This is a genomic window from Micromonospora sp. LA-10 (assembly GCF_051853095.1).
GTDB lineage: Bacteria > Actinomycetota > Actinomycetes > Mycobacteriales > Micromonosporaceae > Micromonospora > Micromonospora echinospora_A.
In genome coordinates this window covers 1,855,917-1,877,983 of the sequence record NZ_CP195710.1, presented here as the reverse complement: position 1 = coordinate 1,877,983, position 22,067 = coordinate 1,855,917, and the positions used below count along the sequence as shown (strand labels likewise).

The following is a 22,067-nucleotide window of genomic DNA, read 5'->3' as shown; positions in this document are numbered from 1 at the left end:
ACGCAACACCGATACCCCGAGAGAGCTGCGAGGTGGTTGACGTGCGTGAGGACGACATGCGGCAGGAAGCCGCCCGGCGGGCCGAGCAGCGGGTCGCCGGCGGCGTGTACGGCGAGGGCGCGCTGGACGAGGTCACGGTGCCGCAGACCGACGTGGAGCGGATGCGCCAGGAACTCGACCCGGACGACCCGGCGGACGTACCCGTCGACCCGACGGTGCTGCGCGACGGCGGACCGACCCGGGGTCAGGGCGCGGTGACCACGACCGGTGGCACGGCCGGCCCGGCCAGTGTGCGCCGGGTGGCCCGGCAGCCGGAGAAGCACCCGGGCAAGGTGGCGCCGACGACCACCGGTGACGCGAGTACGGGTGGCCTGAGCACCCCGGCCGGCGGGTCCACGAGCGACAACTCGGCCACCGGCGCCCAGGTGGGCAACTTCACCAACAACCGCCCCAACCCAGGCTGACCGAGGCAGCACGGCACGGCGGGGACGGCCTTCGGCCGCCCCGCCGTGCGACTTCTCCCACCGCCACCTCGGGGAGGTGGTGTGGTCGGGGCGGGCGTGATGTAGCCGTTTCCCCGATCTGGTGCACGCGTACGCCACTTCGGCGAACTGGCGCGTTCGTCGCACCTGATCCCGCCCTATCTGCCCGTGTGCTTTCCCCGGCTGGCGCTGGCGGCGTTCCGCCACTTCGGGGAGGTGGTGTGGTCAGACGGATGGGATTCAGCCACTTCCCCGATCTGGTGCACGTACCCGCCACTCCGGCGAACGGCGCGAAACAGGTCGGCTGAACACACGACCACCCCCGCCCACCCCAAGCCGGCACTCGCCGATCTTGCACTTCCGCCCCGAAAAGTATCCGTTGGTAGCGCTTTCAGGGGCCGCAACTCCATGATCGCGGAGCGAGGGAGGGTGCACACCGCAGGACATGAGGCAGCACGTGCTCGACCCGATCGATCATGAAGTTGGCGGCCGATTTAAAGATCGACAACGCCGCCAACTTCATGATCAACGGGGCAGAAGGCAGAAGGCAGAAGGCAGAAGGCAGAGGCAGACGCAGGGGGAGAGGGTCAGAAGGTGCGGAGGATGCCCAGGCGCTGGGTTGCTCTTGTCAGGGCCACGTAGAGGTCGCTGTGACCTCGTGGGGACTCGGACACGATACGGGCCGGGTCGACCACCAGCACCGAGTCGAACTCCAGGCCCTTGGCCTGCTCGGTGGTCAGCACCACCACCCGGTTCGCCAGCTCCGGCTGCTCGCCGAGGGCGGCCTCCGGCAGCGCCGCCACGACCGCGCCGCCCAGCTCGGTCACCCGCCCGGTCGGCACCAGCACACCGAGGCGCCCGTCTCCCAGCGACGCCGCCTCGCGGGCGGTCGCCTCGACCAGTTCGGTCACGAGCCGGTCCGCCGGTACGGTCCGGTCCCAGGGCGGTACGCCGGTGGCGCGTACCGAGCGGGGTGGCCGCAGCGCCGGGTCGATCTCGGCGAGCACGTCGGCGGCGACCGCCATGATCTCGGCCGGCGTGCGGTAGCTGACCGTCAGCTCCTCCAGCCGCCACCGGTCCGCCACGTATGGCGCGAGCGCCTCGGCCCACGACGGCGTGCCGGCGAGCGCGCCGGTCTGCGCCACGTCACCGACGATGGTCATGGACCGGCTGGGGCAGCGGCGCATCAGCAGCCGCCACGCCATGGGCGACAGCTCCTGCGCCTCGTCCACGATGACGTGCCCGAACGCCCAGGTGCGGTCGGCGGCGGCGCGCTGGGCTGTGGTGAGCCGGTCGGATTCCTCCTGCCGTTCGGAGAGCCGGTCGGCGTCGATCAGGTCGGTGACGCCGAGGATCTCACCGCCGTCGGCCTCGTCCTCGACGTCGATGGAGCGGGAGCCGCGCCAGATCTCCAGCACGCCCTCGGCGTACTCGCGTTCCATCGCCCGGATGCGTTCGCGGCGGGCGACGGCGGCGCGCTCGTCCTCGCCGAGCAGTTCGGCGGCCTCGTCCAGCAGCGGCACGTCGGCGGGCGTCCACCCGCCGGGTTCGCGGTGCAGCGCGGCCCGCTCGTCGTCGGTGAGCATCGGCGCGGCGGTGGCGATCCGCTCCGGCGAGGCGTACAGGTCGGCGAGCAGGCGTTGCGGGGTGAGCACCGGCCACAGTTCGTCCAGCGCGGCCCGGATCTCCGGTTCCTCGCGCAGTTCGCGGCGGATCTCCGCGCGGTCGGCCTCGGAGAGCAGGTTCTCCCCGCCGAGCGGGTCGGCGCCGATCCGCTCGGCCACCTGGTCGGCGAGCGCGTGCACGATCTCCACGTCGAACAGGGCGCGGGCCAGGTTGTGCGGGCGGCCGGTGCGGCGTACCCGGTCGCGGGCCTGCCGCACGGTCTCCGGGTCGAGTGTCAGCACCTCCCGCTGCGGCAGTTCGATGGTGACCGGCTCGTCGGGCACCCACTGCCGGTCGCGGACCGCCGCGGCGAGCACGTCGGCCAGCACCGCGCGGCCTTTCAGCGCCGCGGTGGTGGCGGGCTCCGCGCGGTGTGCGTGCACGCCGGGGAACAGGTCGGCCTGGGTACGCAGCAGCACGCCGGTCTCGGCCAGCGTGGGCAGCACCTGGGAGATGTAGCGCAGGAACGTGGCGTTCGGGCCGACCAGCAGCACGCCCCGGGTGGAGAGCTGCTGGCGGTGGGTGTAGAGCAGGTACGCGGCGCGGTGCAGCGCCACCGCGGTCTTGCCGGTGCCCGGCCCGCCCTGCACCACCATCACGCCGGGCAGGTCGGCGCGGATGATCTGGTCCTGCTCGGCCTGGATGGTCTCGACGATGTCGCGCATCCGGCCGGTACGTCCGGCGTTGAGCGCGGCGAGCAGCGACGCCTCGCCGGTCAGCTCCTCATGGGCGGTGGGGGAGGCGGCGGTGATGTCCAGCACCTCGTCGTTGAGCCCGGTCACCTTGCGGTCGCGGGTGCGCAGGTGCCGGCGGCGGCGTACGCCCTGCGGGTTGGCGGCGGTGGCCAGGTAGAACGGGCGGGCGGCGGGGGCGCGCCAGTCCATCAGCAGCGGGTCGTAGTCGCCGGAGGAGTCGAAGATCCCGATCCGGCCGATGTAGCGGACGGCGCCGTCGTCGCCGTCGAGGCGGCCGAAGCAGAGGCCGCTCTCCACGGCGGAGAACTGCTCGACCTGGTCGGCGTACATCGCCACCGTCGAGTCGCGCTGCGAGCGGGCCTGCTGCGTGCCGCCGGTGTGGCGCAACTCCTCGTCGAGCCGCCGGGCGGCCTGTTCCCGCATGCCGTCCAGCCGGTCGTACAGCATCGAGACGTATTCCTGCTCGCGGCCGATCTCGTCGTCCTGGCGCAGGTCAGCCGACACGTCGGAGTGCGTTGACAATCCGGCTCCTCATTGACTAAAATTGCCGCAGGAATGGCATTCAGAAGCCATTCCTTTTTTGTGCCTGAACTGAGAAAGATAGCGCGTCGGCCGCCACCCGACCAAGCCCGGACACGACTCGGGGCCCGGTCGACGTCAGCCGACCGGGCCCCGAACACGGCATGTCTCAGCCCTTGGCCGCCTCGTAGAGCCGCTCCGGCGTGACCAGACCGGCGATCACCCGGCCGTCGTCGGTCAGCAGCACGCTGAACAGCTTGCCGCTGAGCAGCCGGCCGCTGCCCCAGTCGCCGCTGACCTTGGGCAGGTCGCCGAGCACGCCGGCCAGCATCTGCGCGTCCGGCGCGTCCGCGCCGGGCTTCGCGTCGCCGCCGGTCGCCGCGTCGCCGATCTTGGCGACCACCACGGTGGTCCAGCCGGTCCCGACGGTACGGACGTCCGGCTTCTCGGCGTCCTTCTTCTCGAACTTCTCGAAACGCTTGCCGGCCGGCCCGGGCCGCTCGCCCTCGGTCGCCTCGGTGACCTTCACGCCGGGCGGCGGGTTGAACCGGAACTGGTCGGCCTCCGGCGTGCGGAAGTCGACCTGGGTGAACGCCACCTGGAACGCGGGCTCGTCCTGGCCGTCGGCGAGCACCTGCAGGCGCAGCGGCACGTGCTCCTTCGCGTCCAGCGCGATCCGGACCTGGTGGACCAGTGAGGCCTTGTCGCGCGGGGTGAGCACCAGCTCGTACGCGTCCCGCCCGGCCACCGTCGCGGTGCGGCCGACGGTGACCGCCGTGGTCGGGTCGATCGCCTCCAGCGCCCGGTCGGTGGCGTCGGCCGGGGTGGCCGGCACGGCGGCCCGGTCCGGCGCGTCGGCCGGCAACTTCCGGTGCGTCGCGGTGTTCTCCCGGCTGTTCCAGGTCCACACGTCGCGGCCGTTGCGCAGGATGTCCTGCTCGCCGAGCGTGTCGACCAGCGCGATCCGCTGCCGGTCCTCGCCGCCGTACCAGACGCGCAGCGTGTGCGTACCGGACACCAGGCCGGCCAGGTCGTTGCCGGCGGCCCGGCCGGCGAGCGCGGCGATCGGCGGCAGGCCGAGGTCGGCGCGCTGCACCACGGTGCCGGAGAGCCCGTCCAGGCGGGACGTGCGCAGGTCTTCCAGGAGCTGGGCGGCGCTGCGCGGCGGCAGCGCCGGGTCGGCGCCGGCGGCGAACGTGCCGACGGCGGCGCCACCGCCGATCACGGCGACCCCCGCGGTCACCGGGACCAGCCAGCGCAGCACGGCGCGGTTCTTCATCACAGACATAGTGTGCACCTCCTGCGCACCATGCTGCGCGATCGTCGCTGTGACCACGCTGAGGAGATCCCCTACGGGTGACCCCATGGTGGCACCCTGGACCGGTGCGATTGCTGGTGGTGGAGGACGAGACGCGGCTCGCGGCGGCGCTGCGCCGGGGCCTGTCGGCGGAGGGTTTCGCGGTGGACGTGGCGGCCACCGGCCCGGTCGGGCTGGACGCGGCCCGGCACGGCGAGTACGACGCGATGATCCTCGACGTGATGCTGCCCGGCCTGTCCGGCTACGAGGTGGTGCGCCGGCTGCGCGCCGAGCAGCGCTGGCTGCCGGTGCTGATGCTCTCGGCCAAGGACGGCGAGTACGACCAGGCCGACGGCCTGGACTGCGGCGCCGACGACTACCTGACCAAACCCTTCTCGTACGTGGTGCTGCTGGCCCGGCTGCGGGCGCTGCTGCGCCGGGGCGCGCCCCGGCGGCCGGCCGTGCTCGCCGTCGGCGACCTGCGCCTGGACCCGGCCCGCCGCCGGGTCACCCGGGCCGACGTCGAGGTGGTGCTCACCAGCCGCGAGTACGCGCTGCTGGACTACCTGATGCGCCGCCCCGGCGAGGTGGTCTCCAAGACCGAGCTGCTGGACCACGTGTGGGACGCCTCGGTCGACACCGCCCCGAACGCGGTGGAGGTCTACGTCGGCTACCTGCGCCGCAAGATCGGCCGGGAGCGGCTGGAGACGGTACGCGGCGCGGGCTACCGGCTGGCCACGTGAGCCGCTGGGTACGCGGCCCGCTGCCGCGCCTGGGCCTGCGGGCCCGGCTGCTCGCGCTGGGCGTACTGGGGCTGGCGGTCGGGTTCGCGTTCGGCGGAACGCTGCTGGTCGGCGCGCTGGGCTGGACGTTGCAGCGTTCGGTCGACGAGGAGGCGCTGCGCACCGCCGACGCGGTCGCGTTGCTGACGGCCGAGGACGCGTTGCCGGACCCGCTGCCGGTCGCGGGCGGGCAGTTGCGGGTGCAGGTGGTCGACGCGCAGGGCCGGATCCGGGCCGCCTCGATCGACGCGGACCGCCTCGTGCCGATGCTCGGCCCGGACGACCTGCGGCCGGGGCAGCGGCAGCGGCTGGTGGTGGACGGGCGGCGCGTCGGCATGCCCGGCCCGGTGCGGGTGGTCACGGTGCCGGCCGGCACGGCGCAGGAGCCGCGTACGGTGCTGGTCGCCAAGTCGCTCACCGACGTGCGGCACAGCCTGCGCGTGGTCCGCAACCTGCTGCTGGTGGGCTTCCCGCTGCTGGTGGCCGGTCTCGGGCTGGTGGCCTGGCGGGTGGTGGGCGCGACGCTTCGCCCGGTCGAGCACCTGCGCAGCGGCGCCGCCGAGATCACCGGGCGGGCCGGGGCGGAGCGGCTGCCCGTACCGGCCGGGCAGGACGAGATCCACCGGCTCGCGGTCACACTCAACGACATGCTGGACCGGCTGGCCGCGTCCCGGGACCGGCAGCGGGCGTTCGTCGCCGACGCTGCCCACGAGCTGCGCAGCCCGCTGACGAACATGCGTACCGAGCTGGAGGTGGCGCGGCGTCTCGGCGACGACACCGACTGGCCGGCGGTCGCCGACGACCTGCTCGCCGACACCGAGCGGCTCAGCCGGCTGGTCGACGACCTGCTGCTGCTGGCCCGTCTGGACGAGCAGGACGCCCGTCCGGCGCCGGTGGGCCCGGTGGAGCTGGGCGAGCTGCTGCGCGGGGTGGCGGCCCGCTATCCGTCGCCGGCGCTGCGGCTGACGCTTCCGGACGGGCCGCTGTGGGTCGAGGGGGACGCGGGGGAGCTGCGCCGGGTGCTGGTGAACCTGGTGGACAACGCGCTGCGGCACGCGCGTACCGGCGTGGAGCTGGCCGTGTCCGGCCCGGACGGGGCGTACCACCTGGTCACGGTGACCGACGACGGGCCGGGTGTCCCGGCGGCGGACCGGGAGCGGGTGTTCGCCCGGTTCACCCGGCTGGACGACGCGCGGGCCCGCGACGCGGGCGGCGCGGGTCTGGGCCTGGCCATCGTGCAAGAGCTGGTGCGCCGGGCCGGCGGCACGGTGGAGCTGGCCGACGCGACGCCGGGTGCCGCCGTGCCGGGGCTGCGGGCGACGGTACGGCTGCCCGCGCTGGCCGAGCCGGACCCGGAGTGAGCGTCAGCGGCGTTTGGTGCAGACCGGGCCGGTGCGGGCGACGGTGTCGGTGGACCACACGAGCGCGACTGTGAAGCAGTAGTCGGTGGTGCGGTCGAGCCCGTAGGCGATGTAGTCGACCGAGCCGGCGGGCAGCGTCGCGAACGTGCCCTGCGGCTGCCCGGCGCGGCCTCCGGCGACCACCACCGGTCCTTCCGCGCCGGGCGGGTACGTCCAGCTCAGCACGATGCTGTCGCGGCGGTCGGTGAGCGTGAACTTCCCGGGTGGGGTGCCCGGCTTGGCGGCGGGCGCAGTGGTGGGCGCGGGAGCGGCGGAGGTCGGCGGCGGCGCGCTGGAGGCGGGCGCGCCGGTGGCCGGCGGCGGGGCGTCGCGGCTGTCGTCCACCCGGGACACCCCGGCGATCACCGCGATGGTGCCCAGCAGCAGCGCCACCACCACGCCGAGCACCACGAGCGGCAGCCAGGGCAGCGTGCGCCGCTCGGGGGCCGGTGGCCGGGGCACGTGCACCGGCAGGTAGCGCGACGGCGGCTCGGGCGGCGCCTGCGGCACCCGGCGTACGCCGTCCGGCTCGTCGCCGGTGAGCCCGACCACAGTGGGCGGCAGCGGGTCCGCGCCGGGACGCCACGGCTGCTCGGCCGGCTCGTCGGGCGGCCACGGGTAGTCGTCGAACGCGTCGCCGTCCGCCTCGGGCGCGGTACGCGGCGTCGGCACGTGGGCGGTCTCGGCGGCCCGGCCGGGCGGGTGGTAGAGCGGCGTCTCGACCGGTTCGTCGAGCGCGGGCGGGGAGTACGGCGGCAGGTCGTGCGGCCCCTCGGTGGGCGGGGGGACCCGCGCGGCGGGCACCACCGGTGTGGTGCGGGCTGGTGGCGGCTCGGGGGCGGGCGCGGGGGCGGGGCAGACGTGGTCCGGGTCGGCGGCGGCGCGGGCCAGCCCGGCAACCTGGGCGGCGAGCGGGTCGTCGGGGTCCAGGTGCTGGCGGCACAGCTCCTCGGCGAGCGCCAGGTGGTCGTGCGAGTCGGCGTACCGGCCGCAGTCGCGTTCCATCGCGCCGAGCTTCGCCAGCATCTTGATGCCGCTGGGGTGGCCGTCGCCGTAGACCTCGCGGTGCAGCTCCCAGGCGTCCTGCAACCGGTCGCGGGCCACCTCGCACTGGCCGCGCGCGTACTCCACGGTGGCCAGGTCGGCGTGCGCGGCCAGCACCCGCTGCGATTCCGGGCCGTCGCGGGCGGTCAGCTCGATGATGACGTCGGAGTAGAGCCGGGCGGCCCGGGCGTCGCTGCCGACCCGGTGCAGCACCGCGGCGAGCGTCGCGGCGGCGGTGACGGTGCGCTCGTCGGAGCGGCCGAACAGCCGGGTGGCGGCCGCGTACGCGAACGCGGCCCAGCCGCGTGCGGAGTGCGGCTCGCCGAGCGCGACGAGCACCCGGGCCTGGAGGCCGGCCGCCTCGGCCAGTTCGGGGGAGGCGTTGCCGGGGCGGGGATCGGCGTCGCTGAGCGCGTCGGCGAGCAGCCGCTCCGCGCCGGTGAGGTCGCCTTCGGACACCAGTTGGTGCGCCTGGACGGTCAGGTCAGCGAAGCCGGAGGACACGCCCCATCGTGCTCGTCCGGCGACGGTATGTACAAGACCCGGAGTGGATCAGTTTGGTCCCGAATCCGTCAAGTGGTCGGCGAGCGTCTCGCTGATCCGGCGGAGCTGGTCGACCTGGGCCGGGCTGAGCGCGTCGAACAGGTGCCGGCGTACCCCCTCGACGTGGCCGGGCGCGGCGGCGGCCAGGGTGGCGAAGCCCTTGTCGGTGAGCACGGCGATCTGCCCGCGCCGGTCGGTGGGGCAGTCCTCGCGGCGGATCCACCCGGACGCCTCCAGCCGGGCGGCGGCGTGCGAGAGCCGGCTGCGCGAGGAGCGGGTCAGCTCGGCCAGCTCGCTCATCCGCAGCCGCCGGTCCGGGGCCTCGGAGAGGCGGACCAGGATCTCGTAGTAGGCGTGCGGCATGCCCGCGTCGCGTTGCAGCTCGCGGTCGAGCGCGTCCATCAGCGCCCGGGAGGCGGTCAGGAAGGCGCGCCAGGTCCGCTGCTCGTCGGGGTCCAGCCACCGGGTCATGACGCCCATCATAGCGGCAATAGTTGAACGCTCAACAAAGCCGGGGTACGGTCGGTGACATGGGCATCCACCGACTCAACCACGCCGTCCTCTACGTCAGTGACCTGGAGCGCAGCGTCGCCTTCTACCGCGACGTGCTGGGCTTCCGCCGCGTCCCGATGACGCCCGAGGGCTTCCGGGGCGCCGCGTTCCTCCAGGCGCCCGACTCCACCAACGACCACGACCTCGGCCTGTTCGAGATCGGCGCGGCGGCCGGGGCCTCCCAGGCCGGCCGGACCACCGTCGGCCTCTACCACCTGGCCTGGGAGCTGGACACGCTCGACGAGCTGGGCGCCACCGCCGAGCGCCTGTCCGCCGCCGGCGCGCTGGTCGGCGCGTCCGACCACGGCACCACCAAGAGCCTCTACGGCCGCGACCCGGACGGGCTGGAGTTCGAGATCGTCTGGATCGTCCCGGCCGAGCTGCTCGACGACGCCGCGCTCGCCGCGCGTACCCGCATCGGGCGGCTCGACCTGGACCGCGAGCGGCAGCGCTACGGCGGGCAGACCCGCGGTGGCGTGGGCATCTCCGTCCCGGTCTGAGCGGGGTTCACGGCCGGGCCGCCGCGCCGTGCGGTAGAAACGCACCATGTCGACCGACGCCGTCCTGCGCGAGCTGCTCGTCCGCCAGCTCGACCACTGGCTCCCCGCCGCGCTGCACCGGGCGCGGCGGGCGACGCTCGCGCTCGCGTACGCCGGAGGTGACGCCACCGGCGCGGAGGAGGCGTTGCGGGTGGTGGCCGAGTTCGCCGACCGGCTGCGCGGGCGGCGGCTGACCGTGCTGGTGGTGGCCGACGACGGCGCCGACCTGGCGACGCGGCTCGGCGCCGCCGAGACCGCGCTGCCGGCCGACGTCGCCGTGCACCTGGTCCCCGGCGGGCCGGACCGGCTGCCGGTGGCGCTCAAGGCCGCGGGCGCGGCCGGCGCGCCGCTGCTCACAGTGGCCGACGGCGCCGAGCCGGACCCGGCCCTGCTCGCAGCCGCCGCGTCCGGACGCCCGGCCGAGCTGCTGCTGGTCACCGCGCCCGGCCGGTCGCTGCGCCCGGCGCTGAGCGGCGCCGGGTTCCCGCTCGTCACCGAGGTCGAGCTGGTGCCCGACGGGGACGGCCCGGCGCGGCTGCTCGGCTACGGCACCGGCTCCGACCGAGGGCTGGAGGCGATGAAGGACGCGCTCTGGGCGGTCGACGAGTACGCCGGGGTGCGCTATCGCGACCCGGCCGACCCACAGGGCCGGCTGCTCGACATCTCGCTCGACCCGGAGCCCGGCCCGCTGCGCCGCGAGCTGCTGGCCGAGCTGGCCCGCTCCGGTCCGCGTACGGTCACCGAGCTGCGCCGATTCGCCACCACCTCGACCGTCTACCGGGCCGCCGACGCCAACCGGGCGCTGGCCTCGCTGCTCGCCTCCGGCGCGGTGACCCGCGACCCCGAGCACGGCCGGCTCGGCGGGGACGTGCTGATCAGCGCCGCCCCGCACGCTGGGTCATCTGCTTGACCACTATCGACGCTCCGGTGGCGACCACCCCGATGCTGAACACCATCTGCGCGCACACCGCCACCCGGGCGATCTGGCCCTGGGCGTGCACGTCGCCGTAGCCGACGGTGGTGAGCGTCGCCAGCGCGAAGTAGAGCGCGTCGACACGGGTCCGCAGCCCGACGAACTCACCGGGCCGGGTGTTCGCCACCACGTAGTCGCCGAGCGCGAAGACCAGCAGCCCGGCGACCAGCGCGACCGCGAGGCGGGTCAGCGCCCGGTCCTCGTCCCGGCCGGTCGGCTGGTCCTTGACGAGCTGGCGGCGGACCTGGCCGGTGACCAGGAACGCGATCACCGCCACCAGGACCGCCGTGCCGATCGAGCGCAGGGCCAGCCGCAGGCCGTTCGGGTCGGCCGCGACCGGCACCAGGAAGTAGCCGACCAGCATGAGCGCGCAGGCCGCCACGGCCCGCCGTCGCAACCGCCGCAGCATCACGTCCGCCATGCGGCGATTCTCCGGTCGCCGAGACGCCGGCACGGGCGGAACCGCAAACCCGGCCGCAGACGACGAGCGGGGTGCCGGCGGTCAGCCGGCACCCCGCTCGTCGTCCGGGAAGGTCAGGCCTTGTCCTGCTTCCAGGACAGCGGTCCCGGAAGGTCCACGCGGTGGGCGCGGGTGTTCGAGTTCCAGGACCAGCGGCCGATCTTGATGCTCCACGACGAGAAGCCGTTCTGGGTGAAGTGGAGGATCAGCGGCCCGTACTTCTTACGCTTGCGGAACTGGACGCCCATCGGGGGTGCCTCCTTCGTCTCCCTGCCTCTGCAGTCGTCTGCATGCCTTCGCGGCATCGAACATGCCCGGATCGACGATTCGCGAAACCCTGCCCGGTCCGCTCTGGACGGTGGGACTGCCGCCCGGCAAAATCTCTATCCAACGGGTAGGTGTTAAGGAGTCGTAAATGCTGGTGGAGGCGGGTCGTAACAAAGCCAGCGACGAAAGTCTCACTGACTGGAAGGGCATTGACCGGCATGGAGAGCGGTCGGCAGCATGAGGGCATGTCGCAGCGGAACGAGCTTCTCCTCACCGCTCGCGTGCACGTCGACCTGGTCCGGCACGCGAGCGCGCTCTGTTGAGCCGAGCGCTCGTCGTTCCCTCTCCGCCCGTCCGTTCCCGCAGTCGGCGCACCGTGGCCCGGCGCGGTACGGCGTGCTCTCCCGCCCCGCGCGGGCCCCCTCCACCGCATCGTGGACAGATCAGGAGACTCCGCCATGCCCTCGACCCGATCGCCGCGGCGTGCCCTCACCGCCGCCGTCACCCTGCTCGCCCTCATCACCGCCACCGCGTGCGGCGCCGACGCCGCCGACGGCGCACAGACCAAGGAACTGCGCTACCAGGGTTCGGTCGGCCAGGTGACCCTCCCCGAACTCGCCGCCGACCTCGGCTACCTCGGCGACGTCAAGCTCGACTGGATCGGCAACGTCACCGGCGGCCCGGCCGACATCCAGGCCACCGCCACCGGCCAGAGCGACTTCGGCGGCGCGTTCAACGGCGCGATCGTCAAGCTCCAGGCCGCCAACGCCCCGATCACCGCCGTGGTCAGCTACTACGGCTCCGACGCGCAGACGTTCCAGGGCTACTACGTGCGCGACGACAGCCCGATCCGCGGCCCGCGCGACCTGATCGGCAAGCGGGTCGGCATGAACACGCTCGGCGCGCACGCCGAAGCGGTCCTGCGTACCTGGCTGGCCCGGGGCGGCCTCACCGCCGCCGAGATCGCCAAGGTCGAACTGGTCGCGCTGCCGCCGGTCAACACCGAGCAGTCGCTGCGCGCCCGGCAGATCGACGTCGCCGTGCTCGGCGGCGTGATCCGCGACAAGGCGGTCGCCAACGGCGGCATCCGCACCGTCTTCACCGACTACGAACTGCTCGGGGCGTTCAGCGCCGGCAGCTACGTCTTCCGCGACGACTTCCTCACCCGTAACCCGGACACCGTCCGGACGTTCGTCACCGCGGTGGGCAAGGCGATCGAGTGGGCGCGCACCCAGCCGCGCGAGACGGTGGTCGCCCGGCTCAAGGCGATCATCGCCGAGCGCGGGCGCAACGAGGACGCCACGCTCGTCGAGTACTGGAAGTCCAGCGGCGTCGCCGGGACCGGCGGCGTCATCACCGACCGGGAGTTCGCCACCTGGATCGACTGGCTGGCCGACTCCGGCGAGCTCAAGGGTGAGCGGCCGAAGCCGTCCGACCTCTACACCAACCGGTTCAACGCGGCCGTGGCCCCCGGCGGTGGCGCATGAGCACCGACAAGATCCGCTTCGACCGGGTGCGCAAGGTCTTCCCCGGGCGGCGTGGCGGCGGCGGCGCGGTCACCGCGCTCGACGATCTCACCCTCGGGGTACGCCCCGGCGAGTTCCTCGTCGTCGTCGGCCCCAGCGGCTGCGGCAAGTCCACACTGCTCGACCTGCTCGGTGGGCTGGCCACCCCGACCGCCGGGCGGGTGCTCGTCGACAGCCGCCCGGTCACCGGGCCGGGCCTGGACCGGGGCATCGTCTTCCAGCAGTACGCGCTGCTGCCCTGGCGCACCGCCGCCGGCAACGTCGCGTTCGGACTGGAGGCCAAGGGCCTGCCCCGCGCCGAGCGCGCCGACCTGGTCGCGTACCACCTCGACCTGGTCGGGCTGACCGGCTTCGCCGACCGCTACCCGCACGAGCTGTCCGGCGGCATGAAGCAACGCGTCGCGATCGCCCGCAGCCTCGCGTACGACCCGGACGTGCTGCTGATGGACGAGCCATTCGCCGCGCTCGACGCGCAGACCCGCGACTCGCTCCAGGACGAGCTGGTGCGGATCTGGCAGGCCACCGGCAAGACCGTCGTGTTCATCACGCACGGCATCGACGAGGCGGTGCACCTCGGTCAGCGGGTCGCCGTGATGACGTCCCGGCCCGGCCGGATCAAGCAGGTCATCGACATCGAGCTGGGCGACCGGGAGGCCGAGGAGGACGTCCGCTCCACCGACGCGTTCCGCCACCACCGGCACCAGATCTGGACGCTGCTGCGCGACGAGGTACGCGCCGCGCAGTCCGCCGTACGCGAGGAGGCCCGCGTTGGTTGACGTCGCCGCACCACCGGTCCGGCCGGTGGTTCCGCCGGTCCCGCCCGCCCCGGCCGTCGCGCCCCGCCGGCGCGGACGCCTGCTCGGCCTCGGCGGCCGGGCGCTGCACCGCAGCGCCACGCTGCTGGCGCTGGCCGCGATCTGGGAGACGGCGCCCCGCGCCGGGCTGGTCGACCGGGTCTTCCTGCCCCCGCTGTCCGAGGTGCTCGCCGCCTGGTGGGAGCTGCTGCGCAGCGGGCAGCTCGCCGACCACGTCGGCGCCAGCGGAACCCGCTCGCTGACCGGGCTGGCCCTCGCCGTGGTCACCGCCATCCCGCTCGGCCTGCTGATCGGCTGGTACCGGCCGCTCGCGGACCTGCTCAGCCCGCTGCTGGAGGTGTTCCGCAACACCGCCGCGCTGGCGCTGCTGCCGGTCTTCGTGCTCATCCTCGGACTCGGCGAGACGTCGAAGATCGCCCTGGTGGTCTACGCCTGCTCCTGGCCGATCCTGCTCAACACCATCGCCGGCGTGAAGGGCGTCGACCCGCTGCTGATCCGCTCGGCCCGCTCGATGGGGCTGAACCACCTGCGGCTGTTCCAGAAGGTGATCCTGCCGGCGGCCGTGCCGACCGTGTTCACCGGCGTCCGGCTCGCCGGGGCGTACTCGATCCTGGTGCTCGTCGCCGCCGAGATGGTCGGCGCCAAGGCCGGGCTCGGCTACCTCGTGAACTACGCGCAGTACAACTTCGCGATCCCCGACATGTACGCCGGGATCATCACCATCTCCGCCATCGGGCTGGTGGTCAACCAGCTCCTCGTCGCCGGGGAACGTCGCTTCTCCACCTGGCGCGTCGACGTCACCACCGCCTGAGAGGAACCGCCATGTCCCGGACCCTGCACCTCAACGCCTTCCTGATGGGTGTCGGCCACCACGAGGCGGCCTGGCGGCACCCGCGCGCCGACCCGAGCCGCCTCGCCGACGTCCGCCACTTCCAGGAACTGGCCCGCATCGCCGAGCGGGGCACGCTCGACTCGGTGTTCCTCGCCGACGGGCTCGCCGTCGGCCCGGCCGTACGGCACAACATCCAGGCCGTCTTCGAGCCGATCACGCTGCTCGCCGCGATCGCCACCGTGACCGAGCACATCGGCCTGATCGCCACCGCCTCCACCACGTACACCGAGCCGTTCAACCTGGCCCGCGCGTTCGCCTCGCTGGACCACCTCAGCGGCGGCCGGGCCGGCTGGAACATCGTCACCTCCGCCCAGGCCCGGGAGGCCCGCAACTTCAACCTCGACGACCACCCGGCGCACGCCGACCGCTACCGGCGGGCCGCCGAGTACGTCGACGTGGCGATCAAGCTCTGGGACAGCTGGGAGGACGACGCGCTGGTCCTGGACACCGCCGCGGGCGTCTTCGCCGACACCGCCCGGGTGCACGAGGTCGGCCACGCGGGGGAGCGGTTCCGGGTCCGTGGACCGCTGAACACGCCCCGCCCGCCGCAGGGCCGGCCGCTGCTGGTGCAGGCCGGCTCGTCCGCCGACGGGATCGCGTTCGCCGCCCGGTACGCGGAGGCTGTGTTCACCGCCCAGCAGACGCTCGCCGACGGCCAGGCGTTCTACGCCGCGCTGAAACGGGCCACCGCCGACGCCGGACGTGATCCCGAACTGGTCAAGGTGCTGCCCGGTATCGCGCCGGTCATCGGGGGTACGGAAAAGGAAGCTCACGACCTCGCCGACGAACTGGAGGCCCTGATCGTGCCCGAGCACGCGCTCGCCCAGCTCTCCGGCATGACCGGCCTCGACCTGACCGGCCTGCCGCTGGACGGCCCGCTGCCCGACCTGCCCGACGCCGGCACGGTGCAGTCGCACCAGAGCCGCTACCAGCTCGTCGTCGAGCTGGCCCGGCGGGAACGGCTCACGCTCCGGCAGCTCATCGGCCGCCTCGGCGGTGGACGCGGCCACCGCGTCGTGGTCGGCACCCCGGAACAGATCGCCGACCAGATCGAGCTCTGGTTCACCCAGGGCGCCGCCGACGGCTTCAACGTCATGCCACCGCTGCTCCCCGACGGACTGGAGGACTTCGTGGACCACGTCGTACCACTGCTGCGCCGGCGCGGGCTGTTCCGGTCCGCGTACACCGGGCGCACGCTGCGCGAGCACTACGGGCTGCCCCGGCCGGTCAGCGTCTACGCGACCCGTGAGCTGGTGGCGTCGTGACCACCGTGGACCGGCCCGGCGCCGGAACGGTCGAGCTGCGCCCGGTCGACGTCGACTCGTTCCGCGGCCTGCTGCGCCGCCAGGCGTCCACCGTCACCGTGGTCACCACCCCCGGCCTGCGGGGCAACCGGATGCGGCCGGACCTGCCGCCGGCCGGCTTCACCGCCACCTCGTTCACCTCGGTGTCGCTCGACCCGCCGCTGGTCTCGGTCTGCCTGGGCCGCGTCTCGTCGAGCTGGCCCACGGTCGAGCAGGCCGAGCACGTCGCCGTGCACCTGCTCGCCTCCGGCCAGCAGGAGATCGCGCAGATCTTCGCCACCAGCGGCATCGACCGGTTCAGCGCCCACCCGGGCTGGACCACCGGGCCGTTCGGCGTGCCGTTGATCGGCGACGCGCTCGCCGTGCTGCTGTGCCGGGTGGTGCGCCGGATCGAGGCCGGCGACCACACCATCCTGCTCGGCGAGCCGCTCGCGCTCGGCGCGGGCGAGGACGGCGACCCGCTGCTGCACCACCGCGGCGGCTACACCACCACGCTCGGCGACTGGCCCGAGGCGTGGTGACCACCGCCGCCGACGAGCTGATCGCGCTCGACCGGGCCGCCCAGGACCTGCTGTTCCGGGCGGCCCGCACGGCCAACGCGTTCACCGACGAGCCGGTCGGCGACGAGCAGGTCCGTGCCCTCCACGACCTGGTCCGGTACGGCCCGACCGCGATGAACGCCCAGCCGCTGCGGGTGCTGCTGCTGCGCTCGGCGGCGGCCCGGGCACGGCTGCTGCCGCACGTCAGCGCCGGCAACCGGGACAAGACGGCCGGCGCGCCGCTGACCGCGGTGCTCGCCGCCGACGTGGACTGGCACGACCGGCTGCCCGAGCTGTTCCCGCACCGCCCCGGCGCGCGGGACTGGTTCACCGGCGACCCGGCCGGACGGGAGGCCCAGGCCCGGTTCAACGCCGCGCTCCAGATCGGCTACCTGCTCGTCGGGGTACGCGCCGCCGGGCTGGCCGCCGGGCCGATGGCCGGGTTCGACGCGGCCGCTGTGGAGCGGGAGTTCTTCCCGGACGGGAGGCACCGGGTGCTGCTGCTGATGAACATCGGCCGCCCGGCGCCGGACGCCTGGCGGGAACGGCTGCCGCGCCTGCCCTACGAGGAGGTGGTCAGCACGCTTTGAGTCAGCGCGGCTCCCACGCGTCGGGCTGGGCGGTCAGCTTGCGCACGTGCGCCGGCAGCCGGCCGCTGACCAGCTCGTCCAGGCTCACCTCGTCGACCACCCGGCGCACCGAGGCGCGTACCGCCACCCAGAGGCGGGGCAGGTTCTCCGCCGCCCCCTCGTACCGCGTCTCCTCGGGGCGCAGCCCGCGTACCCCGGCGAGCGGACCGTCGACGGCGCGCAACACGTGCCCGATGGTGATCTCGCGCGGCGGCTTGGCCAGCGTGTAGCCGCCCTCGGCGCCGCGCTGGGCCCGGACGACCCCGGCCCGGCGCAGGTCGGCCAGGACCGCCTCGAGGAACTTGCGCGGCATGTCCTGCTCCGCCGCGATGGCCTGGGTGGACAGCAGGGTGGGGTACGCGGTGGCCAGGCTCAGGGCTGCCCGGACCGCGTAGTCGCCGCGCGCGGAGATCTGCACAGTGCCATCATGCCTGGCCGGTGGGCGCGGGGGAGTCGGCGGGCGGCCGTGGTCGCACCAGACGGACGGGCAGCGGCCGTTCCCGGTTGGCCCGGAACGTCCCGGGGCTCACCCCGACCTCCCGGGTGAAGAAGCGGCCGAAGTTCGTCGGCTCGGGAAATCCCAGGTCCCGGCCGATCCGGGCGATCGACTCGTCGGTGGCGGCCAGCAGCCGGCACGCCTGCAACGCGACCCGCTCGTCGATGACCTGCTTGGCGCTGCGCCCGGTCACCGCCAGGCAGGCCCGGGTCAGCGTACGCACCGAACAGCCCAGCTGGGCGGCGTAGTCCTCCACCCGGCGGGTGTGCCGGTAGCCGCGTTCCACCTCGCGGCACAGCCGCCGGAACGTGTCGGTCTCGGCGCGGGGCGCGGCACCGTTCTCCGGGTGCGGCAGCAGGCTCAGCCGCAGCAGCAGCACCGCGAGCTGGTGACGCAGCAGCGCCGCGGCGGGAGGCACCATCGCGTGCCGTTCGGCGTCCACCGCCAGCTGGCTGACCTCGCTGATCACCGCGTCCTCGTCCTCGCCGGCGAGCTGCCGGTGGGCGGGCACCGCGTCCGGGTCGACGTCGAGGCCGGCCAGCGCGTCCGGCCGCCAGCTCACCACTGTCGCGTCGAGCTGCGCGCCGACGCACCGCAACACCTGACCGGGGTACGCGCGCAGCAGCGTGCCGGGCCGGCACGGCACCGGCCGGAAGTCCAGCTCGGCGGTGCCGTGACCGTGCGTGACCAGGATCAGCACGTCGCGGTCGAGCAGGACCGGCCGGGGCCAGCCGGGCTCGGCGGCGAGGTCGCCGAGCGCACCGGTGAGGATCTCGTCGGCGCCGGGGCGCGACTCCGGCGGGCCGGTGCGGGTGGCCGGGGAGGGCTGACCGGTAGTGACCATCTCCCCGACGGTAACCGGCCCGGCCGCACGTTGCATCTCGACGGTTTCGCCCGCACGGACCGGTCTTGTCGGCACGCACGGCCGACGGTTAGGTTACCGATCGGTAAGCCCCGGGTCGGCCGACCGGCCCCCGGCCGGGCGACGGCGATGGGATGAGCATGACGGAACTGTTCTCGGTCGACGGCAAGACGGTCCTGGTCACCGGCGGTTCGCGGGGGATCGGACTGATGATCGCGCAGGGCTTCGTACGGGCCGGCGCAAAGGTGATCATCTCCTCGCGCAAGGCCGACGTGTGCGAGTCGGTCGCCAAGGAACTCTCCGCCGAAGGGCACTGCGAGGCGATCCCGGCCGACCTCGGCAGCGACGCGGGCGCGCTGGCGCTCGCCGAAGCCGTGCGGGAACGCCACGACCGGCTGCACGTGCTGGTGAACAACGCGGGCGCCACCTGGGGCGCGCCGCTGGAGGAGTACCCGGAGGGCGCCTTCGACAAGCTCTGGGCGGTGAACGTCAAGGCCGTCTTCCGGCTCACCACCGCGCTGCTGCCGCAACTGCGCGCCGCGGCCGGCGCCGACGACCCCGCCCGCGTGATCAACATCGGGTCGGTCGACGGCATCCGGGTGCCGTGGATGGAGGTGTACGCGTACTCGGCCACCAAGGCCGCCGTGCACATGCTCACCCGCAGCCTCGCCCACCAGCTCGCCGGCGAGCGGATCACCGTCAACGCGATCGCGCCCGGCCCGTTCGAGAGCAAGATGATGGCGTTCGCGCTCGACAACCCGGAGTCGCGTTCGGCGATCGAGCAGCAGGTGCCGCTGGGCCGGATCGGGCGACCCGAGGACATGGCGGGCACGGCGATCTACCTGGCGTCGCGCGCCGGCGCGTACCTGACCGGCGCGGTCATCCCCGTCGACGGCGGAATCACCACGCGCGGCTGAGGCGTACCCCGGTGAGACGGCCCGGGGCCGCGCGGACTCGGCAGATCCGCGCGGCCCCGGTGTTGCCGTGTCAGCGACCGGCGAGCAGCCGGTTCACCGCGGTGTCGACGTCCAGGTGCTCGGCCTCACGACCGCGCGGGACGACGACGTAGGTCCGGCGCAGGAAGCGCACCAGCACGCTGCGCGGAACCTCGAACAGGGCGTTGCCGTCCGGGGACGACAGCGCGAGCGCGACGAAGTCGCCGCGCGGTGTGGCCCACGGCCAGACCCGCACATCACCGATGCCGGCCGGTTCGTCGAGCCCGGTGACCAGCAGTTCGCGTGCGAACGACCAGCTCACCGCCTCGCCGCCGGCGGACTCGGCGTGAAACAGGACATGGACCGCATACGGGTCAGCAGGGTCGTAACGCAGACTGGCACGCACCGGCAAGGCGGTGGCGTCAGGCGCGACGAGCCTTAGCGACGTCTCGACCTCTACGGTCGTCGGTCGGATGACACTCATGGACGTTCTCCCCCCGGCACCGCTGCGGAACGCGCGTGTCCCGCTTTTCCCATACTCAGGTGCTGCTCCTGGCTACGCTCCGCCATACGCTGACTTCACCCAGTGGTGGGAAGGGGTTCGGAAAGCCCGCGGGAACCACTCGCTCCCGCGTAAGATTTCCGGTTCCGCCCACTCCGTCGTCCCGCCCGGCAACGGGTGGTTCAGTCGTCGACTTACTCCGGTAACGTCCAGTCGTCAGCAGGGGTGACGGTCCCGCGCGACACTGGGGGTGGAAATGGTCACGGGGGGCTCGTCGGTGACGTCGCGGACCAGGGACGATTCGCCGAAAGGTGCGGCCCGAGCAGCCGAAAGTCGGGGGTACGAGGTGCCGGTGGAAGGGCGGTCGCGAGGCGCTCTCATGGAGCAGCGCCGGCGCCGACATGGCTGGCGGCTGCGCCTGCACACCACGCTCGAACTCATCCGCGCCAACCCCACCGGCCGCGTCGCCCTGAAGATCTTCATCGGCATCCTCGGCGCGCTCGTGGTCACCATCGGAATCGCGCTGATCCCGCTGCCCGGACCCGGCTGGCTGCTGGTCATCGCCGGCCTCGGTGTATGGGCGGTGGAGTTCCACTGGGCGCGACGGCTGCTCGCGTTCACCCGCCGCCACGTCAACTCCTGGACGCGCTGGGTGAAGCGGCAGTCACTCGGGGTGCGGTTCGTGCTCGGGGCGGTCGGGCTCGCGTTCGTGTCGGTGGTGGTGTGGCTGTCGCTCAAGTACAGCTTCGGCATCGACGTGGTGGCGGAGGCGCTGCACTACCTCGCGACGCACTGAGGGCCGGTTTTTGGTCCGGGCTCTCGATCGGGTAGAGTCATGCGCGCTGAGGGCGATTAGCTCAGCGGGAGAGCGCTTCGTTCACACCGAAGAGGTCACTGGTTCGATCCCAGTATCGCCCACCATGAATAAAGCAAGCTCAAGGCCCCTCAAGCGAGGGGCCTTGACTCGTATCTCAGGGGTCACTCGTTGCCCGGAGGCAGCGAGAAGGCAGCAAAGGACTTCAACACCCGCCGGTCCCGCTCAGCCGTCGAGTGGGTGTAGCGATTCAGCGTCGTGGACGTCTGCTCATGACCCATCACCTTCGCCACGTCGTTGATCGGTACACCGTCGGACACCAGCCATGTTGCGTAGGAGTGCCGGAGGTCGTGAAAGCGCAGTGCCATCGGTAGGCCGGCTCGTTGCAGCGACGGCTTCCAGACGCGACTTCGGAAGGTGCCCCGCCGGATCGCCTCGCCCGTGCCTGTGGTGAAGACGAGCAGCTGCCCATCGGTTCGGTAGGCGCGCTCGTGGTCGGTGAGCGAATGGACGGCGAAGGGTGGGATCGGCACCGAACGCCGACCCGCCTTGGACTTCGGGTACGGCTTGATGGTGACATGGCCCGAGACCTCCTCGGCGACGCGAACGACCCGGACGACGCCCAGGGCGAGATCGAGTGCATCCCATTGGAGGCCGGCGCACTCTCCCCACCTGAGCCCAGTGCCAGCGGCGAGGGCGACGAGTGCGCGGTACTGAACCGGCACGGCTGTAAGGAGCCGGGGCAACTGCTCCCGACTGATAGTCAGGTCATCGGTATCGGTCCGCCGCCGGGGCGGCAGGCGGACACCCTCGCACGGGTTGAAGCCGATGATCCGGTCACGGACGGCCGACCGAAGCACAGCCGAGGTCAACCGAAAGCACTCCGCGATGGAGGCTGGGGAAAGCCGCTCGCCGAGACTGGTCACCCATGCCTGCACCGCCGAGTGCTCGATGCTGGACAGTGGTTGCGAGCCCCACCGAGGAACTACGTGATTACGCATCACGGAGGCATCCCGCGCAGCGGTGGTCTTCTCGCTGTTGCGAGCGGCAAGCCAACGATCGGCGTAATCACCAAAGCGAACCCGACCAGCGTCAGGGGCGACATACAGTCCACGGTTCAGTGCCGACTCGACTTCGGCGAGGAAGGCGTTGGCCTCCCGCTTGGTGCGGAACGTCTTCGATCGCTGCTTACCAGCGGGATCGCGCCAGCAGGCACGGTGTCGGCCAGCCGGAGTTTTTCTGACGAAGCCCATCAGCGCCCCCGTCCATGGTCGGTGCCGGAGGCGGTCGGCTGTTCCGTGACGCCGTCGAGCCAGGCATGGAATCGCGTGCGGGGGATCAGCCAGCGACCGCCGAGGCGGGTTGCGGGGATGGTGCCGTCACGGACGAGGGCGTAGGTGCTGCCGAGCGAGATGCCGAGCAGCTTGGCGACTTCCCGGACGGTGTAGGTGACTGGCTCGACGGCCGATCCGCCGGAGCGAGGGATCAGTCGGACGACAGAGCCTGTGCGGGCAGTGGCGCTCATGACGGGTGAC

Annotated in this window: 25 protein-coding genes and 1 tRNA gene; 15 read left to right on the top strand and 11 right to left on the bottom strand. The window is 73.1% G+C overall.

Annotated elements, in window-relative coordinates; all coding sequences use genetic code 11:
- Positions 1-41 precede the first annotated feature (41 nt).
- Complete coding sequence (locus ACSDG8_RS08745; RefSeq protein WP_210898242.1) at positions 42-464, top strand: hypothetical protein; 423 nt, start codon at positions 42-44, stop codon at positions 462-464.
- Positions 465-1,069: 605 nt separating this feature from the next.
- On the opposite strand, the gene ACSDG8_RS08740 is transcribed toward ACSDG8_RS08745, so the two are convergent.
- Positions 1,070-3,289 (bottom strand): HelD family protein, encoded by a 2,220-nt coding sequence (locus ACSDG8_RS08740; protein WP_439428037.1) that lies wholly within the window; start codon positions 3,287-3,289, stop codon positions 1,070-1,072.
- 241 nt (positions 3,290-3,530) lie between these two features.
- Positions 3,531-4,649: a LolA family protein gene (locus ACSDG8_RS08735; protein ID WP_439427783.1), complete on the bottom strand. Its 1,119-nt coding sequence runs from the start codon at positions 4,647-4,649 to the stop codon at positions 3,531-3,533.
- Positions 4,650-4,744: 95 nt separating this feature from the next.
- Here ACSDG8_RS08735 and ACSDG8_RS08730 point away from each other — a divergent pair, with 95 nt between their 5' ends.
- Both ACSDG8_RS08730 and ACSDG8_RS08725 read left to right on the top strand, forming a co-directional pair.
- Positions 4,745-5,401, top strand: coding sequence for a response regulator transcription factor (locus ACSDG8_RS08730; RefSeq protein WP_439427782.1), 657 nt, complete (start codon positions 4,745-4,747; stop codon positions 5,399-5,401).
- Complete coding sequence (locus tag ACSDG8_RS08725) at positions 5,398-6,801, top strand: sensor histidine kinase (protein WP_439427781.1); 1,404 nt, start codon at positions 5,398-5,400, stop codon at positions 6,799-6,801. Before ACSDG8_RS08730 ends, ACSDG8_RS08725 begins: the two co-directional genes overlap by 4 nt.
- 3 nt (positions 6,802-6,804) lie before the next feature.
- Here the strand turns inward: ACSDG8_RS08725 and ACSDG8_RS08720 are convergent, their stop codons facing one another.
- Both ACSDG8_RS08720 and ACSDG8_RS08715 read right to left on the bottom strand, forming a co-directional pair.
- The gene (locus tag ACSDG8_RS08720) at positions 6,805-8,388 is read right to left on the bottom strand and encodes a tetratricopeptide repeat protein (RefSeq protein ID WP_210898232.1); all 1,584 of its coding nucleotides are present in this window, start codon (positions 8,386-8,388) and stop codon (positions 6,805-6,807) included.
- Between the two features lie 48 nt (positions 8,389-8,436).
- Positions 8,437-8,907: a MarR family winged helix-turn-helix transcriptional regulator gene (locus ACSDG8_RS08715; RefSeq protein ID WP_210898408.1), complete on the bottom strand. Its 471-nt coding sequence runs from the start codon at positions 8,905-8,907 to the stop codon at positions 8,437-8,439.
- A 50-nt stretch (positions 8,908-8,957) separates the two neighbouring features.
- Here ACSDG8_RS08715 and ACSDG8_RS08710 point away from each other — a divergent pair, with 50 nt between their 5' ends.
- A complete protein-coding gene (locus tag ACSDG8_RS08710) occupies positions 8,958-9,479 on the top strand; it encodes a VOC family protein (RefSeq protein ID WP_210898229.1) in 522 nt (173 codons plus the stop codon).
- Positions 9,480-9,525: 46 nt separating this feature from the next.
- Positions 9,526-10,428, top strand: coding sequence for a hypothetical protein (locus ACSDG8_RS08705; protein ID WP_210898228.1), 903 nt, complete (start codon positions 9,526-9,528; stop codon positions 10,426-10,428).
- Here the strand turns inward: ACSDG8_RS08705 and ACSDG8_RS08700 are convergent.
- On the bottom strand, positions 10,394-10,912 hold the full coding sequence (locus ACSDG8_RS08700; RefSeq protein WP_210898225.1) for a potassium channel family protein: 519 nt from the start codon (positions 10,910-10,912) through the stop codon (positions 10,394-10,396). The two genes, ACSDG8_RS08705 and ACSDG8_RS08700, sit on opposite strands and share 35 nt — an antisense overlap.
- Positions 10,913-11,025: 113 nt before the next feature.
- Entirely contained in the window at positions 11,026-11,199 is a 174-nt protein-coding gene (locus tag ACSDG8_RS08695) for a DUF4236 domain-containing protein (RefSeq protein WP_064498970.1), read from the bottom strand.
- A 237-nt stretch (positions 11,200-11,436) separates the two neighbouring features.
- Between ACSDG8_RS08695 and ACSDG8_RS08690 the strand changes: the two genes are divergently transcribed.
- The 7 genes from ACSDG8_RS08690 to ACSDG8_RS08660 all read left to right on the top strand — a co-directional run bounded on the left by ACSDG8_RS08690 (position 11,437) and on the right by ACSDG8_RS08660 (position 16,884).
- Entirely contained in the window at positions 11,437-11,541 is a 105-nt protein-coding gene (locus ACSDG8_RS08690) for a putative leader peptide (RefSeq protein WP_374223544.1), read from the top strand.
- A 135-nt stretch (positions 11,542-11,676) separates the two neighbouring features.
- Positions 11,677-12,705: an ABC transporter substrate-binding protein gene (locus ACSDG8_RS08685; protein WP_439427780.1), complete on the top strand. Its 1,029-nt coding sequence runs from the start codon at positions 11,677-11,679 to the stop codon at positions 12,703-12,705.
- The gene (locus ACSDG8_RS08680; RefSeq protein ID WP_210898221.1) at positions 12,702-13,520 is read left to right on the top strand and encodes an ABC transporter ATP-binding protein; all 819 of its coding nucleotides are present in this window, start codon (positions 12,702-12,704) and stop codon (positions 13,518-13,520) included. The genes ACSDG8_RS08685 and ACSDG8_RS08680 overlap by 4 nt, the downstream gene beginning before the upstream one ends.
- A complete protein-coding gene (locus ACSDG8_RS08675; protein ID WP_439427779.1) occupies positions 13,513-14,370 on the top strand; it encodes an ABC transporter permease in 858 nt (285 codons plus the stop codon). The genes ACSDG8_RS08680 and ACSDG8_RS08675 overlap by 8 nt, the downstream gene beginning before the upstream one ends.
- Positions 14,371-14,381: 11 nt before the next feature.
- Positions 14,382-15,716: an LLM class flavin-dependent oxidoreductase gene (locus ACSDG8_RS08670; protein WP_210898219.1), complete on the top strand. Its 1,335-nt coding sequence runs from the start codon at positions 14,382-14,384 to the stop codon at positions 15,714-15,716.
- The gene (locus tag ACSDG8_RS08665) at positions 15,713-16,276 is read left to right on the top strand and encodes a flavin reductase family protein (protein ID WP_210898216.1); all 564 of its coding nucleotides are present in this window, start codon (positions 15,713-15,715) and stop codon (positions 16,274-16,276) included. Before ACSDG8_RS08670 ends, ACSDG8_RS08665 begins: the two co-directional genes overlap by 4 nt.
- On the top strand, positions 16,273-16,884 hold the full coding sequence (locus tag ACSDG8_RS08660) for a malonic semialdehyde reductase (RefSeq protein ID WP_210898214.1): 612 nt from the start codon (positions 16,273-16,275) through the stop codon (positions 16,882-16,884). The genes ACSDG8_RS08665 and ACSDG8_RS08660 overlap by 4 nt, the downstream gene beginning before the upstream one ends.
- A gap of 1 nt (position 16,885) precedes the next feature.
- Here the strand turns inward: ACSDG8_RS08660 and ACSDG8_RS08655 are convergent, their stop codons facing one another.
- Positions 16,886-17,341 (bottom strand): RrF2 family transcriptional regulator, encoded by a 456-nt coding sequence (locus ACSDG8_RS08655; protein ID WP_174534321.1) that lies wholly within the window; start codon positions 17,339-17,341, stop codon positions 16,886-16,888.
- A 7-nt stretch (positions 17,342-17,348) separates the two neighbouring features.
- Positions 17,349-18,263 carry a helix-turn-helix transcriptional regulator gene (locus ACSDG8_RS08650; RefSeq protein WP_104114497.1) on the bottom strand — a complete coding sequence of 305 codons (915 nt, stop codon included), beginning with the start codon at positions 18,261-18,263 and terminating at the stop codon, positions 17,349-17,351.
- Between the two features lie 158 nt (positions 18,264-18,421).
- On the opposite strand from ACSDG8_RS08650, the gene ACSDG8_RS08645 reads away from it, so the two are divergent.
- Positions 18,422-19,198 carry a glucose 1-dehydrogenase gene (locus tag ACSDG8_RS08645; RefSeq protein ID WP_104114509.1) on the top strand — a complete coding sequence of 259 codons (777 nt, stop codon included), beginning with the start codon at positions 18,422-18,424 and terminating at the stop codon, positions 19,196-19,198.
- A gap of 70 nt (positions 19,199-19,268) precedes the next feature.
- On the opposite strand, the gene ACSDG8_RS08640 is transcribed toward ACSDG8_RS08645, so the two are convergent.
- Entirely contained in the window at positions 19,269-19,700 is a 432-nt protein-coding gene (locus ACSDG8_RS08640; RefSeq protein WP_007457244.1) for an SsgA family sporulation/cell division regulator, read from the bottom strand.
- Positions 19,701-19,974: 274 nt separating this feature from the next.
- On the opposite strand from ACSDG8_RS08640, the gene ACSDG8_RS08635 reads away from it, so the two are divergent.
- Both ACSDG8_RS08635 and ACSDG8_RS08630 read left to right on the top strand, forming a co-directional pair.
- On the top strand, positions 19,975-20,514 hold the full coding sequence (locus ACSDG8_RS08635) for a TIGR02611 family protein (RefSeq protein WP_439427778.1): 540 nt from the start codon (positions 19,975-19,977) through the stop codon (positions 20,512-20,514).
- 50 nt (positions 20,515-20,564) lie between these two features.
- A tRNA-Val gene (locus tag ACSDG8_RS08630) sits at positions 20,565-20,639 on the top strand.
- 57 nt (positions 20,640-20,696) lie between these two features.
- Here ACSDG8_RS08630 and ACSDG8_RS08625 read toward each other — a convergent pair.
- Complete coding sequence (locus ACSDG8_RS08625) at positions 20,697-21,785, bottom strand: tyrosine-type recombinase/integrase (protein ID WP_439427777.1); 1,089 nt, start codon at positions 21,783-21,785, stop codon at positions 20,697-20,699.
- Positions 21,785-22,057, bottom strand: coding sequence for a helix-turn-helix domain-containing protein (locus ACSDG8_RS08620; RefSeq protein WP_439427776.1), 273 nt, complete (start codon positions 22,055-22,057; stop codon positions 21,785-21,787). The genes ACSDG8_RS08625 and ACSDG8_RS08620 overlap by 1 nt, the downstream gene beginning before the upstream one ends.
- Positions 22,058-22,067 lie beyond the last annotated feature (10 nt).

Excerpts from the sequence above, each read along its gene's own strand:
- ACSDG8_RS08680 (WP_210898221.1), top strand. The coding sequence starts at position 12,702 with ATGAGCACCGACAAGATCCGCTTCGACCGGGTGCGCAAGGTCTTCCCC.
- ACSDG8_RS08705 (WP_210898228.1), top strand. The coding sequence starts at position 9,526 with ATGTCGACCGACGCCGTCCTGCGCGAGCTGCTCGTCCGCCAGCTCGAC.
- ACSDG8_RS08685 (WP_439427780.1), top strand. The coding sequence starts at position 11,677 with ATGCCCTCGACCCGATCGCCGCGGCGTGCCCTCACCGCCGCCGTCACC.
- ACSDG8_RS08690 (WP_374223544.1), top strand. The coding sequence starts at position 11,437 with ATGGAGAGCGGTCGGCAGCATGAGGGCATGTCGCAGCGGAACGAGCTT.
- ACSDG8_RS08625 (WP_439427777.1), bottom strand. The coding sequence starts at position 21,785 with ATGGGCTTCGTCAGAAAAACTCCGGCTGGCCGACACCGTGCCTGCTGG.
- ACSDG8_RS08620 (WP_439427776.1), bottom strand. The coding sequence starts at position 22,057 with ATGAGCGCCACTGCCCGCACAGGCTCTGTCGTCCGACTGATCCCTCGC.
- ACSDG8_RS08695 (WP_064498970.1), bottom strand. The coding sequence starts at position 11,199 with ATGGGCGTCCAGTTCCGCAAGCGTAAGAAGTACGGGCCGCTGATCCTC.
- ACSDG8_RS08640 (WP_007457244.1), bottom strand. The coding sequence starts at position 19,700 with ATGAGTGTCATCCGACCGACGACCGTAGAGGTCGAGACGTCGCTAAGG.
- ACSDG8_RS08700 (WP_210898225.1), bottom strand. The coding sequence starts at position 10,912 with ATGGCGGACGTGATGCTGCGGCGGTTGCGACGGCGGGCCGTGGCGGCC.
- ACSDG8_RS08635 (WP_439427778.1), top strand. The coding sequence starts at position 19,975 with ATGGTCACGGGGGGCTCGTCGGTGACGTCGCGGACCAGGGACGATTCG.
- ACSDG8_RS08710 (WP_210898229.1), top strand. The coding sequence starts at position 8,958 with ATGGGCATCCACCGACTCAACCACGCCGTCCTCTACGTCAGTGACCTG.
- ACSDG8_RS08740 (WP_439428037.1), bottom strand. The coding sequence starts at position 3,289 with ATGCTGTACGACCGGCTGGACGGCATGCGGGAACAGGCCGCCCGGCGG.
- ACSDG8_RS08645 (WP_104114509.1), top strand. The coding sequence starts at position 18,422 with ATGACGGAACTGTTCTCGGTCGACGGCAAGACGGTCCTGGTCACCGGC.
- ACSDG8_RS08670 (WP_210898219.1), top strand. The coding sequence starts at position 14,382 with ATGTCCCGGACCCTGCACCTCAACGCCTTCCTGATGGGTGTCGGCCAC.
- ACSDG8_RS08715 (WP_210898408.1), bottom strand. The coding sequence starts at position 8,907 with ATGGGCGTCATGACCCGGTGGCTGGACCCCGACGAGCAGCGGACCTGG.
- ACSDG8_RS08650 (WP_104114497.1), bottom strand. The coding sequence starts at position 18,263 with ATGGTCACTACCGGTCAGCCCTCCCCGGCCACCCGCACCGGCCCGCCG.
- ACSDG8_RS08735 (WP_439427783.1), bottom strand. The coding sequence starts at position 4,649 with ATGTCTGTGATGAAGAACCGCGCCGTGCTGCGCTGGCTGGTCCCGGTG.